This window comes from Ruegeria sp. BC1 (genome assembly GCF_056539305.1).
The window spans coordinates 254,604-271,088 of record NZ_JBQFUT010000005.1; the positions used below are offsets into that span (position 1 = coordinate 254,604).

Here is a 16,485-nt window from a genome sequence, read left to right on the forward strand (position 1 = left end):
CTATACCGGTTCCAGATTGCCCAGAAGGATTGAGGTCATATCGGTGGTCAGCACATTGTCGGTGACCACCACATCGACCCCGGTTTCATAACTGACATTGGTTCTGGTGACACCCGATAGATCAGCATCATCATCCAGAAAAACCCATTCCGCCTCGTGCTCGGTGGGTTGTCCAACGGCAACTTGCAGAATGGCAAGCGCGTCCAAGGCGTTAACGGTTCCATCCCGATTGATGTCGGCAGCGATCAGGTTCTCGGGGGTCGCCGGACCCCAAGTCGGGTCCAAACCAACCGCTATACGCAGAACTTGCAAGGCATCCAACGCCGTAATCTCGGAACTTGCCGTTGAATAGGTTTTGACGACCTCGAGATCGCCCTCATAGGTGCCTGCAGGCAACTCAAGATCAAACCGCCCTTCGCCATCCGCCCGAACACTGACGGTGCCACCGCCGTCTGGCGTGAATCGGACTTCGGCGTCGGTGAGACCGGGGTTGACCGCTTCGGAGTTGATGGAAACGGCGCCCTGAACCCCGTCCGAACTACCTGGGTCGAGCCCACCAAAATCGCCGAAATCAACTGGGATATGATCCGGCCCGTCAAAGCCAGCCCCAAACACGTCGGCCTTTGTCAAAGGTCCACCGGTTGAAGATTTGATCACGATCGTCTCATTAATATATTCGATTTTCACCCCTTGTGCCGTGGCCGTAAAGGTCAATTGTGCCGGTGATCGCAATAACGGGTAATCAAACAGATCGAGTCGATCGACGCCTGCTTCAAAACCGATAATCGTGGTCGGGTCGCTACCATATTTCATGACAAAGATATCGGCTCCGGCGCCCCCTTTCATGGTAGTAGCACCGGTACCTGCGATCAGAATATCATCCCCTGCCCCGCCCGATAAGGTCGTGTCCAGAATACTGCCACTGAGCATATCGTTCATCGCCGTTCCGGTAACGGACCCGAAACCATCGCGAATAATGCCCAAATCTCCGACAGAGGTACTAAGTTGCGTCAGCCCCGAGTCCTGTTGCGAGCCAACTAATATCTGCAACTCGTCCCCGACATGCGCAACGCTAAGCGTTTCAACGTTCTGCAAGCCGCTGTGCACGGTGTCTTCAAAACTGTCCATATGCACAAGCTGACCATTAGGTGTCAGCGTGAAAAGGGAAATACCGTCATCCCCACCCCCGGCTGCGACAAACACATGCCCATCGACCTCGACAACACCCAAATCCTGAACAGATTGGAATCGCGTATGTCTGGAATCCAACACATGATCTGTCGGGCTCAGACTGCCATCGCCCGCCAGCTTCATCACACTTAACGAGTTGCTGCCCGCTCCGGCGACTACAACCCACGACTGGCCATGCGCTTGAACCACTTCGACGGCTGTTGGAGTCGCGATTCCCAAAGTTGCCAGGGATTCACTATTGTCCACGACGGTCAACGCACCAGTGCCGCCATCGACACTGTAGGTATTAATTGTGTTTGTCGCTGAATCGGCGGCAATCAAGTAGTTATTAGATCCCACGCCCAACACTTGCATCGAGTCGGCCTGTCCCGAAAGAGACGCAGCAAGGCTCAGCGTTCCGTCGCTATTTGTCGTGTACGTGGCAATTTGCCCTGCCCCCTCATGTGCGACTGTCAGCACTTGGCCTACCTGACAAAGGGCCGAGATATCTCCTCCGCCGACCAACGAACCGGTTTCCTGTAGTGCTCCCACAGTTCCATTTGGGTTCAACCCGTACCCGACCAGCCCCGTTGCAGAAAACACATCCAGAACAAGCAGATCATCTCCGCCCAGCGAGACAGGCGTTCCGCTTCGGCCAACCTGAAATGTAATCGAGCCGCTAAAAAACTCGGTGTCCTGCAACCGGGCAAGCGCGCCATCGAATAGCTTCCAAACGGCAATTCCACCGCCCGGCCCCGTCACGCTGTACAGGTATGTATCGCCATTAAACGTTTTTAAAGCCGTATCGCCGATACCTGAATCGAGAGCTGCGCTCCCCGTTGCAACCACACCTTCGAACTGAAGCATCATACCAAATCACCCCACGCCAAATCTGGCCCCGAAAACAGGATGATCCGATGCCCAGTCCTAAACCAAAGCGGGAATGTGGTGAAAACGAGGAGTTCGGCTTCAGTTTAACTCAATTTTTCTGGTCCGGCCGCATGCGTCACTCAAGGGAAAGACAGATGAAGAAAACCTGTATCCCTCAGGTGTGTGCGGAAACCACATGTGAGGGCAAGATGACCAAAGTACCTGAATCCAAGTTCCGTCAAACTGAACCCACGCTTGAAATCGAGGGCAAGCAAAATTTCCGCCAACGCATCGACAGCAAAATGCGTCGTTGGGCCGGTCGCGGCCTTCTCGGCGGGTTGGGATCGACGATACTGGCACTGCCCGCAATGGCACAGGCCACGATCGAAGAACTTTATTCTTTTCAATTCGCAGAAACGATCCCTGGGGTTCGGTCTGTGAAGTTGCTGGAAAACGGAGATGTTCTTCTGAAACTGGCCGATGGCCGCAAGATGGTCGTCGCCGCCGAAAACGTTCAGGTGTTGGATAGTGGTGCGATTATGATCGCGGAAGGCGTTGTTTCTGAAATTGCTCAATTCAGCCTGGCAGAAGCAGGCGGGGCAGCCTCTGCAGGAGGGTTCGGCGCAACAGGGGCCGCCTTGGGCGGGCTCGGCCTTGCCGGAGCCGCTGCCGCGGCTGGCGGCGGCGGCGGAGGTGGCGATGAAGGCACTGAACCTGCGCCCAGTTATCCCGTCCTTAATTTGGCCGGTTCACAGTCTAATACTCTAAGCAATACAGCCATGAGCTTATCCCCTCCCGAAGGGACGGAGACCGTCGAAGTCAGCATTGGTTCGCTGACCAAAGTGGTTACGCTTGATGAGGACGGTAACTGGAGCGTTTCACTGACCCCGGACGAGGCAGCCAACCTGCCGCAGGGCGTCCGGAACGTGACAATTCGCAGCCTCGGTAACGACGGTGAAGAACTATCAGTCGAAACTGTCACTTTTGAGGTCGATACCATTCCGCCCACGCTGACAATTTCCAGCCTGTCTGACGGTGCGGTTATGAATGCCTTGGAGCAGGCGACGGACCTAACCCTCACCGGTGCGACGAATGCCGAAGACGGCCAATCCGTTACCGTTACCTTAAACGGGCAGAGCTTTTCAGGTACGGTCTCTGGCGGACAGTGGAGCGTCACTGTCCCTGCAGCAGTCCTGAAAACCTTGCCGGACGGCGAGACAATCACAGTTACTGCCAGCGTCGCTGATCGTGCGGGCAATCCCGCACCGCAGGCTGAGGCAAGTTTCGACACCGATTTTACTGCACCAGAAGTGACATTGGACCCGGTCGCCGGCGGATCCATTGAATTGATCGACTTGGCCTCGGACTTGACGCTGTCGGGCACCACCACAGCCGCCGACGGTCGTCCGATTTCAGTTGAGTTCAATGGCCAAACCTATTCGGGCACTGCTTCCGGCGGGACCTGGAGCGTTACCGTTCCAAGCGCTGATCTTAGTGGTTTGTCGTCTGGCTCCCCGGCGGTCGTCAGCGTTACAGTAACTGACGCGGCAGGAAACATATCTGTTCCAGCTACGACTTCGGTCCCAGTCGATCTTACAGGTCCCTCTCTCGCAATTGCTCCGCTGTCCGTCGGCGCGGTTTTGAATGCAACCGAAGTCGGTTCTGATCTAGCGATCGCTGGAACAACCGCCAACGTGCAGGATGGTCAGCAGGTCACTGTTACGCTAGATGGCCAAACCTATACGGGTACAGTCTCTGGGGGTAGTTGGAGTGTAACGGTGCCGGCTGTGGATTTGGTTGCGTTAGCTGATGGGGGCAACTTTTCCATCACCGCCGATGTTTCCGATACCGACGGGCTGGCAGCGCCACAGGCCAGCACAGCACTTGCCAAGGACATCACTGCCCCAAGCCTGACCATCGACACATTCTCAGACGGGCCGGTTCTGAACTCGATCGAACAAGGAACAGACTTGGTGATCGCGGGTTCAACAACAGCCGAAGATGGGCAAACTGTCACCGTTTCGCTGAATGGCCAGACCTACTCTGGCGCTGTTTCCAGCGGCGCGTGGTCTGTCACCGTTCCCGCAACTGACCTGACCACCCTGTCTGACGGTGTTACAGTGGCCGTCACAGCAGATGTGACCGACGCAGCGGGCAACCCTGCGGCTCAGGCAAGCAACAGCTTCGATACGGATTTTACCGCACCAACAGTGAGCATCACCGGTTTGTCTGATGGTGCGGTCATGAATGCCGCTGAACAGGGCACAGACCTAACGGTCACTGGTACGTCGGACGCCCCAGATGGCACTTTGGTCGCGGTCGAAATCTCCAGGCCAGATGGGACGGTCGATGTCAGCGGTACAGCAACAGTCAACAGCGGCAGCTGGAGTTATACTGCCCCAGCCTCAGACTTGAACGCCTTGCAAGACGGTGTCTCATACTCTGTCGAGGCTACTGTTTCGGATGCAGCGGGCAACAACACAGATGACACCACTAGCTTCACCACTGACTTCATTGCCCCAACTGTGACGCTCGACCCGCTTTCAGTCGGGTCCGAGCTTGACGTTATAGAACAGGGCAGTGACCTGACCATCTCAGGCACCACGAGTGCGGAAGACGGGCAGACTGTGTCCGTTTCACTGAATGGTCAGACTTATAGCGGAGTTGTCTCTGGAGGTGTCTGGACCACAACGGTCCCGGCCAGCGACCTTGGTGCCCTTTCTGACAGCACTGGCTATCCGATTTCGGCCAGCGTGACCGATCAGGCAGGAAACACTGCAACCCCGGCAACGACCACGCTCACTACGGACTTGCGGCCGGTTCTTACAATGAACCCTGTTGGCACCAACGACGCGATATCCCTGACCGATGCGCAGACATCCGGCGTCAACGTATCGGGAACATCAGCCGGGTTGAGTGCGGGTCAGGCCGTGGATGTCACCCTAAACGGCAGCTCGGTGGGCACAGCTACGATTGGTGCAGATGGCAGCTGGGCTTTGGCGGTTTCTGGTTCGGAATTTTCGGGCATAAACGCGGGTGATGAACTGGACTTTTCTGCGAACGCGGTGGTGTCAGGAGGTCCAGACCCCTCAACCGCAACGGATGAAAACACAGCACATGAGCCTGCAGCCTATGTCATCACACAAACCGGCATCAGCGGATCAACTGTAACGTTCGAAATTTATGCTGACGCGGATCGGGATATCTCGAGCGGGCTTGCCATGACTGCAGAGCTTGGCTTTGATCCATCCGTTGTGACTTTCGACACGGGCTCTGATGTGAAAAACGGTGCCTTTGATCTGTTCTTGTCCAACCCGGTAGGCGGTTCGGCAATCAGCTTCGCGGGCGCCGCAACTACGTTTTCCGACCTGACACAACCTCTGGTGACATTCACCATGACGGTTCAGGACCCGAGCCAGCCTATTGAACTCACGATTGAAACGCCGGACGGCGGGCCAACAGTCTTTCAGATTGGAACCAATGGTGACGACCTTCTGTCAGCAACTAAGGTGGATAGTATCATCCGTGGTCAGGATGGCGACGATACGATCGATGTTACAAGCGTCGGAAGGGATATCGTCGTTTTCGAGGCAGACCCGGCTGCAAACGGCGTCGATACCGTCACCGGGTTTTCGATAGGACCTGCGGCAGAGGTGACGGATGCGCTGATGTTCAGCGGTCTGAATCCAAGCTCTTTGCGCGGTGACGGTACAGATGTGGAAACCCTAAACATCGGTGATGCGATAGGAGCAGACACAGGAGTCGTCGGGCTGACCTCGGTTCTGGGCGATCTCTCTCTCACCACCATCGAATCCGCTGTTGAAAGCCTGAACGGCACTCAGGCAGGAGACGAGATATATGTAATGGCCACCGATGGAACAGACAGCGTTCTGGTCAAAGTCGATTTCACATCACCCGGTTCTGCATCCGTGGAAGCCGTTGCCCACCTCACGGGCCTGGACGATCTGAGCGGCCTGAGCGCTGACAATATTCTTCATACCGATCCGACTGGGGCGATGGCCTGATCCTATTGATGGCAGTCACCCATCGCGGGCGGCTGCCATCCTGAGAGCACGGAGCGAAAATGGTTCAGAACGGCCTGTTTCCTGTCACCTTTCCGCGGCACGGTCAGCGACGCTGGAAGCGTTTTACCTCTTACAATTTCGCTGCAGACCTACCGGACTGCCCAGTTGTCCTTCCGGAAGTCCCGCAAGTAGCAGCAGCCTTTCCCATCATATTCCGAAAAACGAGTGAAGGCTTCGAACCCAGGGCCGTTTTTTCCCTGGCATCCAATTTGCCCAACCCTTTTGTCTCTGAGGACGGTCGTTGGCTTGCTGCCTATGTTCCAGCGGAGCTACGCAGCCACCCCTTTCATGCCGAACGCCTTGATCCGAAATCCAGCGGCGCATGTTCCAACCTTCAATTAACGGTTAACGAAACATCGGGTTTCGTGACAAAAAATCCAAATGATGAACGGTTCTTTGACGACAACGGCGCGTTGGCTCCGGCGTTGTGCGAAGTACGAACTTTTCTTCAAAACCGCATAATCGCCCGCACGGCAATACTTGCGCTTTGCCGAGAGTTAGAGAAGCTGGGCCTTTTTGAATCGGCCAAAACACATGGCGGTGTTCAATTGCCCACCGAAGCGTTCACAATTTCGAGCTCGCGGTTAAACAAATTGCCTCAACCCAAAAAGCTGAGCCTGATCGATACCGGCGCGCTTCTGCTGATCCATGCACATCAGATCTCGCTTTCGCATCTCAGTTGGCTTGCGCATGCGCATCAACAGTCTGCACATCAAAGCAAGCAAGAAAAATATACCGAAAATTCAGATGTTTGCAGTTTCCTGAGTGCCATAGCCAACGCTCAGAAGGGCGATTCTCTTGGAACCAGTGAGGTGTGAAACACCTATGCAGAAAAACATATGTTATTTCAAATACTTACCTCTCCTCACTTTGGTCTTGATATCGGCGGCGTGCACGCCTGTGCCCGACCTGACAGGGGTCGAGGTTTCTTTGTCCCGAGGGTCAAGCATCGCTGGTGCAAGCACCCCGGCACCTCAGTTGGAGAGCAGTCAATTTGGGCGGCTCATCCGAACCGCAGTCGAGACGAGCCCGGAATTGGCGCAAAGTGCGAGCAGGCTGAAAGTAGCTTCCGCGAACGAGGACGCGGCCAAAGGGGCGTTTCTGCCGCAGATGTCAATTGGCATCAACGCGCGATCTGAACGCATCGATTCAGACATTGCCGACGTCACTCCGTATCTGCGAATTTCGCAACTGGTCTATGATGGCGGAGCTGCTTCTAACGATCTGGCGGCGGCAAAAGCACGCGTTTTGCAAGGCAGAGGTGACCAGTTGCAAACATCGGCCGCCACCGCCCTATCAGCAATAGAGTCATACGTCTTAGTGCTGGACAGACGAAAGATTCTGGAGATCTCCGCCCAGAATGTCATCGTTCATGAAGAGTTGGTAAACCAAATTACAGAACGAACCGCGCAGGGCGTGGGTTCAAACGCTGACGTTCTGTCCGCACGTTCACGCATGGCCGATGCGCGCACGCGGTTGGCGGATGCAACGACACGGCTGGATCGTGCAAATGCACGGTACCGGGAGTTTTTTGGAAAAAGGCCCGGAACTCTGGCTCCGCCGGTTGAGGCTCCGAGATTGTCGCGGACGGACACTCAGATCATCATGGACAGCCCGATGGTCAGGCGTGCCGACGCTGCCTTGCTTTCGGCCAAAGCTGAACAAGCTGCAGCGCTTGCGCGGCGTCAACCCGAATTGCAGGTTGCTGCTTTTGCAGACCGGGATGACAGCAATGACGCAAATTTCGGCGTTGATTTCTCCTTCAATTATGAACTGGACAGTACCGGTCAACGTCGGGCCGCGATTACAGCGGCCGAAGCGCAGGTCAAAGAGGCAGAGTTTCAGCGCGAAGCCGTTATTCGAGACATACGCCGCGAGTTGGAATTCATTCGATCTGATCAGCAGGCCGGCGCGGTCCGTTTGCAAGCAGCACGGATCGCAGCCCAGACCAACGCCGACAGCGTTGCCGCGGCACGAGAGCAATTCACCATCGGCAGGCGCAGCCTGATCGAAATCCTCGATGCGCAGCGGGATTACGTAAATGCGCAAGAAAGGCTGATTCTGGCCGAACAAAGCTTTTTTCTGACCAACTATGCAGCTCTAAGCCTAACAGGGGACATCTTGGACTTGCTTGGCGTTTCAATTGTTACATGGCGCGAGGATCTATGAATCAGTTTCAGAATAAACCCCGAGCGTGTGAATTCTCAGATATGGAGGCATGCATCCTTCACGTCGCAGCCCAATTGGATCGGCCAATAACGGTGGCGGCATTGCATGCGGCAAGTTCAGGACAAAGTGGAGAGCTAACCATTCGCGACACTCTCGAAGTGGCGCAACGGGCGGGCTTGCAAACCGGATATGGCAAGCGCAAGCTTCAGGATTTCGATGCCAATCTGGCACCTGCGCTTTTGCTGCTGGAAGACGACCGGGCCGTAGTCTTTCACGGGCGTACGCAGGATGGTGATTTGCTGATTTTCGATCCCACTCTCGGGAGCGGTATTGGTGAAATTTCGGAAGATAGTCTGAGACGTGAATATACCGGTTACGCCATTTTGTTTCGCCGAAGTCATCAGCAGGAAGTTTCAACAGGCGAGTCACCGACCTCTGGTCATTGGTTCTGGTCAGCCATGGTGGCAAACCGATGGTCTTATACGCAAGTGATCCTTGCCGCAGCTCTTGCCAATATCCTGGGTTTGTCGACATCAATTTTCATCATGGTTGTTTACGACCGCGTGTTGCCAAATGAGGCGACAGAATCTTTGATCGCTTTAACCCTGGGTGTCGGGCTGGCGCTGGGGTTTGATTTCGTTCTGAAACTGTTACGCGCCAGTTTCATCGACCGCGCCGGGCAAAAGGCAGACATGCTTTTGGGACGGCGCGTGTTCGACCAATTGCTGAACATTCGTATGAAATCCCGAACCAGTTCAACCGGAGCAATCGCAAGCACGATCCGGGAGTTTGAAACCTTACGTGAATTCTTTACTTCGGCGACACTGGTCGCCTTGGTCGATTTGCCGTTTATCGCCCTTTTTATCTTTGTCATCTATCTGGTTGGCGGACCACTTGCTCTTGTTCCCGCCCTTGCGGTTCCAATTGTTCTACTCGCCGGGGTGGCCGTGCAGCCGGTCTTGTCCCGACTTGCTGAAAAAAGCTCTTCAGACGGCCAGTCAAAACAATCGGTGCTTGTAGAAACTGTTTCGGGTCTTGAGACGATCAAAACCACCGCAGCGGCAAGACCAATGCGGACTCGCTGGGAGAACGCCATTGAACGTCAGTCCTCACACGGTGCACGTAGCCGTGCATTGACCCAATTTGCTTTGAACCTGACTGGCTTCACTCAGCAGGCAGCGCAGATCCTGATTGTCTTTTACGGCGTATTCCTGATTACCGATGGTCAGGCAAGTATGGGGGCGCTCGTCGCCTCGGTGATGTTGACGGGCCGGGCTTTGGCACCGTTGGGGCAACTTGCCCAGACACTGACCCGTGTTAACCAGGCGCGCAGCGCCTATCGAAATCTGAACGCCTTGATGCAGGCAGACAGCGAAAGACCGCAAGGATCCAGTTGGATCAGCCGAAACAGATTTGAAGGACGCATCAGTTTCCGAAACGTTAAATTTGCTTATCCGGATCAGCCCCACGCCACATTGACGGATGTTTCATTTTCGATTGAGCCCGGTGAAAAAGTTGCAGTTCTGGGACCGATCGGGTCCGGCAAGAGCACCGTAGCGCGCCTTTTGTTGGGTCTGTACGAACCTCAATCAGGCTCCGTCATGCTGGACAATGTCGACATCCGGCAGATTGACCCGGGCGATCTTCGCAGAAACATTGGTACCGTATTGCAAGACATCTGGCTGTTTTCCGGGACCGTGCGCGAGAACATAAGCAGCGGCACAGTCCGACCCAGAGACGAAGACCTGATTTACGCAGGAAAAGTATCGGGCGTAGAGGATTTTGTTGCCAGTCGTCCTAATGGGTATGACCAGAAACTGGCGGAAAGAGGAGAGGGTCTCTCTGGCGGTCAAAGGCAGGCAATCGCATTGGCACGGGCTTTGATTGGGCGGCCTCCGGTATTGCTACTGGACGAGCCAACCAGCGCCATGGATGTCCGGACCGAGGCCGAGGTGATCCGCCGCCTCAAGCAGGCGACACAAGATACCACGATGGTGGTTGTCACCCATCGCACTAGCCTTCTTGAGTTGGTGGATCGGGTTATTGTGATTGAAGGCGGGCGCATCGCGGCAGATGGCCCCAAAAGCATACTCACCCGCCACGCACGCAATCCCGGGAGGCACCTGAATGTCGCGGCATCCTGACCTCGATACGCTGGCGCGGGAAATGCGCGGGCGTTCACCGCTTGGCGGATCAATATTACTCTTAGTGATTGCCGCATGTCTGATGACGATTGGATTTTGGGCCTATTTGACCGAGCTGGACGATGTCACGCGGGTTGACGGACGGATTGTTCCATCCGCGGATGTGCAAGTGATCGAAGCTACGGAACCCGGGGTATTGCAATCTTTGAAAGTGCAAGAGGGTCAGGTGGTCGAGAAAGGGATGCTTTTGATGGAGTTCGAAACAACCCAGATCGACAGCCAACTGAGCCAGGAACAACAGCGTGCTTTTGGCTTGATGGCACGGGCACAACGGCTACAGGCTGAAATCGACAACGCAGATCTCCGGTTTTCGACAGACCTTATCATTGGCGCCCCCGAGGTCGTTAAATCAGAAACTGCGCTTTATCAGGGGCGCCAATCGGAACTAAGGGCAGAGATCGCTATTCTCGAGCGTCAACGTCAACAGCGGCAGCAAGAATACAAAGAGGGGCTGGTTGATCGAATAACGGCGGACGAAACGCTGCGGCTGCTGGCTGAAGAGCGTGCGATAATGGAGCCGCTCGTTGAAAAACGGATGGAACCTGCCACAACACTCCTAACCCTCGGCCGCGGAGAGGCTGAATGGAAGGGGCGAAGAACCCGTGCTGTGGCCGCGACCAACAGGCTGAGAACCGGTCTGGAGGAAATAGATGATCGCATTCGCGCAACGCGCAGCCGCTTTCGCAGCGCAGCGTTAACAGATTTAGCGCTGGTAACCACAGAGCTTGCAGCGCTCCGACCGGTGCTGCCAGCCTTGCGCGACCGGGCCAGCAAGGCGCAGATCAAATCGCCTGTGCGGGGGATCGTCAACCGCGTGCACCGCACAACAATCGGAGGTTTGGCACGCAGTGGTGAAGAGTTGATCGAGATTGTTCCATTGAATGATACTCTTCTGGTCGATGCGTATGTAAAACCGGAAGATATTGCCTTTTTGTATGCAGGGCAGGACGTAAAAGTAAAGATTACGGCGTATGACTTTGCCAGATATGGTGCCTTGAACGGTCAGATCACGCGCATTGGTGCAGATACGATCACGCGATCGGAACGCAATGAAGAAGAGGTTTTCGTAGTCGAAATAGAAACCAGCAATGCGATGCTGGACGCCGATGGTATTGCGGTTGAGATCATCCCCGGAATGATCGCAGAAGTGGATATTCTGTCGGGCCGGAAAACAGTTCTGGAATATCTGCTACAACCAGTGGTCAAAATCAAAGATCGAGCTTTACGAGAGTAAGGCTCGCCTATGTTCCAGGTTTACATGACCCACTTACACATAGCTTGGCCGAAGCTGGCCCACGCGCATGGCTTTGCTTTGGCTAAATTTGTTCATGGTTGAATATCCCTAAGCCACAGGATTTTTAAATTGCTGGTCAAATAGTTGCCGGAACATGCCGTCTTTCTCGAGCAATGTATCAAGATTACCCTCCTCGATGATTTCACCTTCCTGAACGACGACAATTTTGTCCGCTTCAAGCACAGTCGACAGGCGGTGAGCGATCACTACCGTCGTCACATTTTCGGTCAGATTGTCCAGCGCGGCTTTCACAAGCGCCTCGGACTCCGCATCCAATGCGCTGGTGGCTTCGTCCAACAACAGAATTTCTGACTGGCGCAGGATTGCGCGGGCAATCGCCAATCTCTGTTTCTGACCGCCTGACAGAAACGCCCCGTTCTCTCCAACCTGCGTATTATAGCCATCACTCAGGTTGCTGATGAAATCGTGGGCATGTGCTGCGCGCGCGGCCTCAATTACTTCTGAATCCGTCGCGTCAGGGCGTGCAAAACGTAAATTCTCCATAATCGTCGCAGAGAACAGAAAGGTCTCCTGTCCGACATAGGAAATCTTCTTGCGCAAAGACGCAAAACTGACGTCCTGCAAGTCCTGATTATCGATTTTTACCTTGCCGGAATTCGGATCGTAGAACCGCATGATCAGGCCAAAGATTGTCGATTTGCCACCGCCGGACTGACCTACTAACGCCGTTGTTTTACCGGCTTCAAAGGTAACATTCATTCCTGAAATTACCTTGGCGTCGTTCTTATAGCCGAAGGTAACATTCTGAAGCTGAATTTCACCCGGACCCGGCTTCAGATCTTTGGCGTCCGGTCTTTCACGCATCGGATCTTCCTGATCCAAAAGCTCAAACATCATTCCAATCGGAACCAGAGTCGTTTCAATGACAACCCGCATTTTTGACAAGCGTTTCGCGGGTTCATAGGCCATCATAAGTGCCGTGATGAATGACATAAGCTGACCGGCAGTCGTTGGCTCGCTGCCGGCGATGCCTATGGTGCTGATGATTAAAACACCTGCCACGGCAAGCCCGGCCAAAAGCTCCATCAAAGGGCTGGCGATTGATTGCAGTTTTGAGATGGAATTTGATCGCTTTTCAACCGACCTGATCGCGTCGTTCATCCGGTTGGTCATATGGCCTTCAAGACCGAGGACTTTGATGATCGTTATGCCACCTGACGTTTCCTGCAAAACCTTGATGATTTCAGACAGCGCTTTCATCTCGGATTGCATGATCGCCTGAACACGTTTCAGCAGCATACGTACACTTACAAGTGCGACCGGACCGACGACGAAGAACAGAACCGACAATACCGGTTGCTGATAAAGCATAACAAAAATCAGGCCGATCAGTGTCAGCGCATCGCGAACGAAACTTGTGACGATGACATCAACCAATCGCCTGGCCGCCTGCGCACCCTGCGTGACTCGCATAAGCAGGCTGGAAGATTCAGTTCTGGTAAAGAAACCGACGCCCCGCTTGATCAGCTTTGCGTACAAACGCTCTTGCTGGACGGAAATAATGCGGTTTCCGGCGCGCGCCAAAAAAATCGATTGCACGTAGGATGCAAGGGCCTTGCTAAAAAACAGGGCAATTACTCCACCAGAGACCAGATAGACCTGTGAGCGCATTTCCGGCTCTGTCATCGCATTGACAATATTTTCCATCATCCACGCCGTACCGGCCGTCGTTGCAGCCACGACAACCATCGCGGCCATCGCGATACCATACAGCCTGCCCTGGCTGCGGATGCTTTCCCCCAGCAACCGGCCAATGTAACCGGTTCGCCATTTAGCCCAGGTTTTTTTGATCATTCTATTCTCCAAAGCCCTCAGCGGTTCCGATGGCTGACGACATCATGGTCCTAGCGTTTGCCAACACGCGCGATCGCCGTTGCGACCGGGTGCAATTCCGTTAGGTAGGAGCGAGGGGGCTGAGTTTCCATAGGGAGCCGACAGATACGGACGCTATCGTGCTTGCACTGTGACCTACTGCATGTCCATGAGAGGGCATTCGGTATAGTTAACTGTTTTTATTTAATTATTTTTTGTGCGAAAATGCGATTGCCTATCGGCGGATTATATCTCATCGCCATTCGACATCTCCAAGGAAAATATATCCGGCACCGTAAATTGTTTTGATCAGACGCGGGTTTTTTGGGTCTTCGCCCAGTTTCGTTCGCAAACGAGAAATCCGCACATCCATTGCACGATCGAAACTCTCACCGGCAGCCCCGCCCAATGTCTCCTGCATCTGTGCGCGGCTGATCAGGCGTTTCGGGCTTTCAAGAAACAGACGCAAAACTTCACCTTCGGCATGGCTGAAGGGGATTTCCAAACCATCTCCGTCCTCCAACACGTAACGGTCGAAATACGCCGTCCAACCGTTGAAACCGGCAACGTCCGACTGAGACACCTGCGACCGGGGCGCGCGTAGTCTGGCCCGTACACGAGCAACAACTTCGGCAGGGTCAAACGGTTTGGTGATGTAGTCATCAGCACCAAGCTCCAACCCGGTCACGCGATCCTGAACTTGCGCCCGGCCCGAGATGATGATGACCGCAGCCCCTTGTTCCAATGCCAACCTATGAACGAGAGCAAGACCGTCCGTATCCGGCAGGGATAAATCCACCAGACACACATCCGGCGTCACGCGCTTCAGTGAGGCCTCGAATTCTCTTGCCCGAGCAAAGCTTTGGGTGCGAAAGCCTGCGTCTTCCAGCGCATCGGTCAGAATGCGCCGGATTTCGGGCTCATCATCGACTATTGTCACTAGCGGTTGGGTCATCAGGCGGCCTCGGTTCGGATCAGGGCGGACAATTGCGCCCGCGTGAACGGTTTTCGCAACAGCGGCGCCTGTGTCAGCGCCTGCCGGTGGAGCGGATCGGAATAGGGCAAAGACGTCATCAGAATACAGGGCAATGCTGGTTTGAGCTGAGCCAGCAAATCCAGCCCGGTCCCCTGCCCCTCAAGGCGTATATCGGACAGCACAAGCGCGATATCCTCGATCTCGGACGTCAGGGCCAGAGCTTCGTCTGCCGATGTTGCCTCAATCACCGTAAAGCCGAGTTCTACCAGCATGTCCCGGAACTGCCCGCGCAGCTCGTCATTGTCTTCGACCAGCAGAACCAACCCTTCCTGAATCGGAGGCGCAGGACGGTAAGGAAGACGCATCACCACCGTCGCACCCGAAGGCGTGTTGCGCAGGCTCAGGTCCCCACCAGCCAACTTTACGGTGTCATAAACCATAGGAAGACCCAGCCCAGACCCTTTGCTGCCCTTGGTGGTAAAAAAGGGGTTCAAAGCTTTTTCCAGCCCCTCTTCCGAAAACCCCGGGCCGGTGTCCGAAACCGCGATCTCAACCCATATGTCACCGATTTTATGCGCGCTGATCGTGATCTGCCCGAACCCGCCGCAAGCATCGCGCGCGTTCAAGACCAGATTCAACAAGGCATCCTGAACCATCCCCGGATCGAGCATCAAGGCCTCATCCGGCAGCGTGTTGACCACTGACAACCCGACGCCACGTGATAGCGACGGCGAAGCCAAAACACGCAGGTCTTCCAACAAGCCGCGCATGTCCGTCGCTTTTGGCTGCAGGGTCCGGTTACCCGTCATGTCCGCAATCCGATTTAATAGCTGTCCGCCACGCCGGACGGTCTGCTGTGTGGCATCCACAAGCCCCCGCGCGTCTTCGGGCAGGTCCATTTTCTCTAACCGGGATTGCATACCCAGAATAATCGTCAGGAGATTGGAAAAATCATGTGCCAACCCGCTGGTCATCTGCGCGGCCATCGCGCGACGCCGTGTTTGTTGCAGGGCTACGCGGGCCTGGGTTTCCTCGGTAATATCTACCGACATCACATAAACACCGCCCTCGCCATCCGGTGAGAACGAAACCCGGATACGACGCGAATCCTGATCTTCGGTAAATTCGAAAACCGAAGTCTCTCCGCCATAGGCTTTCTGCAAATAAGGCTCCACTCGCGTGAAGGCCACCGCTCCAAGGGCCTCGGAGACATGCATATCAATGATTTCGGATGGGCGGCCCGGCATGACCGAGCTGAGGCGACGGTTGGAATAATCATACCGCCCCTCCCGATCTAGATGAGCGATATGCGCCGGCATCATTTCGGTGGTCATCCGTGTGCGGGCTTCGATCTCGGTCAGCTGCCGTTTGGCTTCTTCCAGCGCGGCGTTGGTGGCGGCAAGCTTTCGGTTGGCCGCCGACAGTTCCTCGGCCCTGTCCAGCAATTGACCGGACAGTTCCTCTGACCGTGCGCGCAACAAGGCTTCGGCCTGTTTTGTGTCGGTAATATCGGTATAGACCGAAACCCAGCCGCCTTTGGGCAATGGCGCACCTTCGACCGAGATCACACGCCCGTTGGCTCGGACACGCTCCATATAATGAGGCTCAAAGGTAAGCGCTTGCCGAACCCTTTGATTGACGGCCTCTTCAATATCCACTTCTTTGCCATATTCACCTTTGGCCACAAGAAAGCGGATCGTGTCACTAAACAACGCGCCGGGCTGAACCAATTCATCCGGCAGGTCAAACATATCCTGAAAGCGGCGATTGCTTACCACCAGTCGTAACTGGCTGTCATAGATCGAAAGGGCCTGACCGATCAGATTCAGACCGGCTTTCGTCATCGACTTTATCTGTTGCTCGGTAATGTCCAAATTCGCCCTC

9 protein-coding genes are annotated in these 16,485 nt (G+C 54.9%); 5 read left to right on the top strand and 4 right to left on the bottom strand.

Annotated elements, in window-relative coordinates:
- The gene (locus ACR0IY_RS13105; protein WP_480673954.1) at positions 1 to 2,040 is read right to left on the bottom strand and encodes a dockerin type I domain-containing protein; all 2,040 of its coding nucleotides are present in this window, start codon (positions 2,038 to 2,040) and stop codon (positions 1 to 3) included.
- A gap of 209 nt (positions 2,041 to 2,249) precedes the next feature.
- On the opposite strand from ACR0IY_RS13105, the gene ACR0IY_RS13110 reads away from it, so the two are divergent.
- From ACR0IY_RS13110 to ACR0IY_RS13130, 5 genes are read left to right on the top strand one after another with little or no spacing between them, the layout of a single operon-like run.
- Positions 2,250 to 6,065: an Ig-like domain-containing protein gene (locus ACR0IY_RS13110; RefSeq protein ID WP_480673956.1), complete on the top strand. Its 3,816-nt coding sequence runs from the start codon at positions 2,250 to 2,252 to the stop codon at positions 6,063 to 6,065.
- Positions 6,066 to 6,124: 59 nt separating this feature from the next.
- Positions 6,125 to 6,943 (top strand): SapC family protein, encoded by an 819-nt coding sequence (locus ACR0IY_RS13115; RefSeq protein ID WP_480673958.1) that lies wholly within the window; start codon positions 6,125 to 6,127, stop codon positions 6,941 to 6,943.
- 7 nt (positions 6,944 to 6,950) lie between these two features.
- Positions 6,951 to 8,294, top strand: a complete 1,344-nt coding sequence (locus tag ACR0IY_RS13120) for a TolC family protein (protein ID WP_480673960.1) — start codon at positions 6,951 to 6,953, stop codon at positions 8,292 to 8,294.
- Between the two features lie 41 nt (positions 8,295 to 8,335).
- Positions 8,336 to 10,438: a type I secretion system permease/ATPase gene (locus ACR0IY_RS13125; RefSeq protein WP_480673962.1), complete on the top strand. Its 2,103-nt coding sequence runs from the start codon at positions 8,336 to 8,338 to the stop codon at positions 10,436 to 10,438.
- Positions 10,422 to 11,732 carry an HlyD family type I secretion periplasmic adaptor subunit gene (locus ACR0IY_RS13130; protein ID WP_480673964.1) on the top strand — a complete coding sequence of 437 codons (1,311 nt, stop codon included), beginning with the start codon at positions 10,422 to 10,424 and terminating at the stop codon, positions 11,730 to 11,732. Before ACR0IY_RS13125 ends, ACR0IY_RS13130 begins: the two co-directional genes overlap by 17 nt.
- Positions 11,733 to 11,840: 108 nt before the next feature.
- Here ACR0IY_RS13130 and ACR0IY_RS13135 read toward each other — a convergent pair whose 3' ends face one another.
- From ACR0IY_RS13135 to ACR0IY_RS13145, 3 genes are all read right to left on the bottom strand, one after another.
- Positions 11,841 to 13,607, bottom strand: coding sequence for an ABC transporter ATP-binding protein (locus ACR0IY_RS13135; protein ID WP_480673966.1), 1,767 nt, complete (start codon positions 13,605 to 13,607; stop codon positions 11,841 to 11,843).
- Positions 13,608 to 13,878: 271 nt separating this feature from the next.
- Positions 13,879 to 14,580 (bottom strand): response regulator transcription factor, encoded by a 702-nt coding sequence (locus ACR0IY_RS13140; RefSeq protein ID WP_480673968.1) that lies wholly within the window; start codon positions 14,578 to 14,580, stop codon positions 13,879 to 13,881.
- Positions 14,580 to 16,445, bottom strand: coding sequence for a PAS-domain containing protein (locus ACR0IY_RS13145; protein WP_480673969.1), 1,866 nt, complete (start codon positions 16,443 to 16,445; stop codon positions 14,580 to 14,582). Before ACR0IY_RS13145 ends, ACR0IY_RS13140 begins: the two co-directional genes overlap by 1 nt.
- Between the last annotated feature and the right edge of the window lie 40 nt (positions 16,446 to 16,485).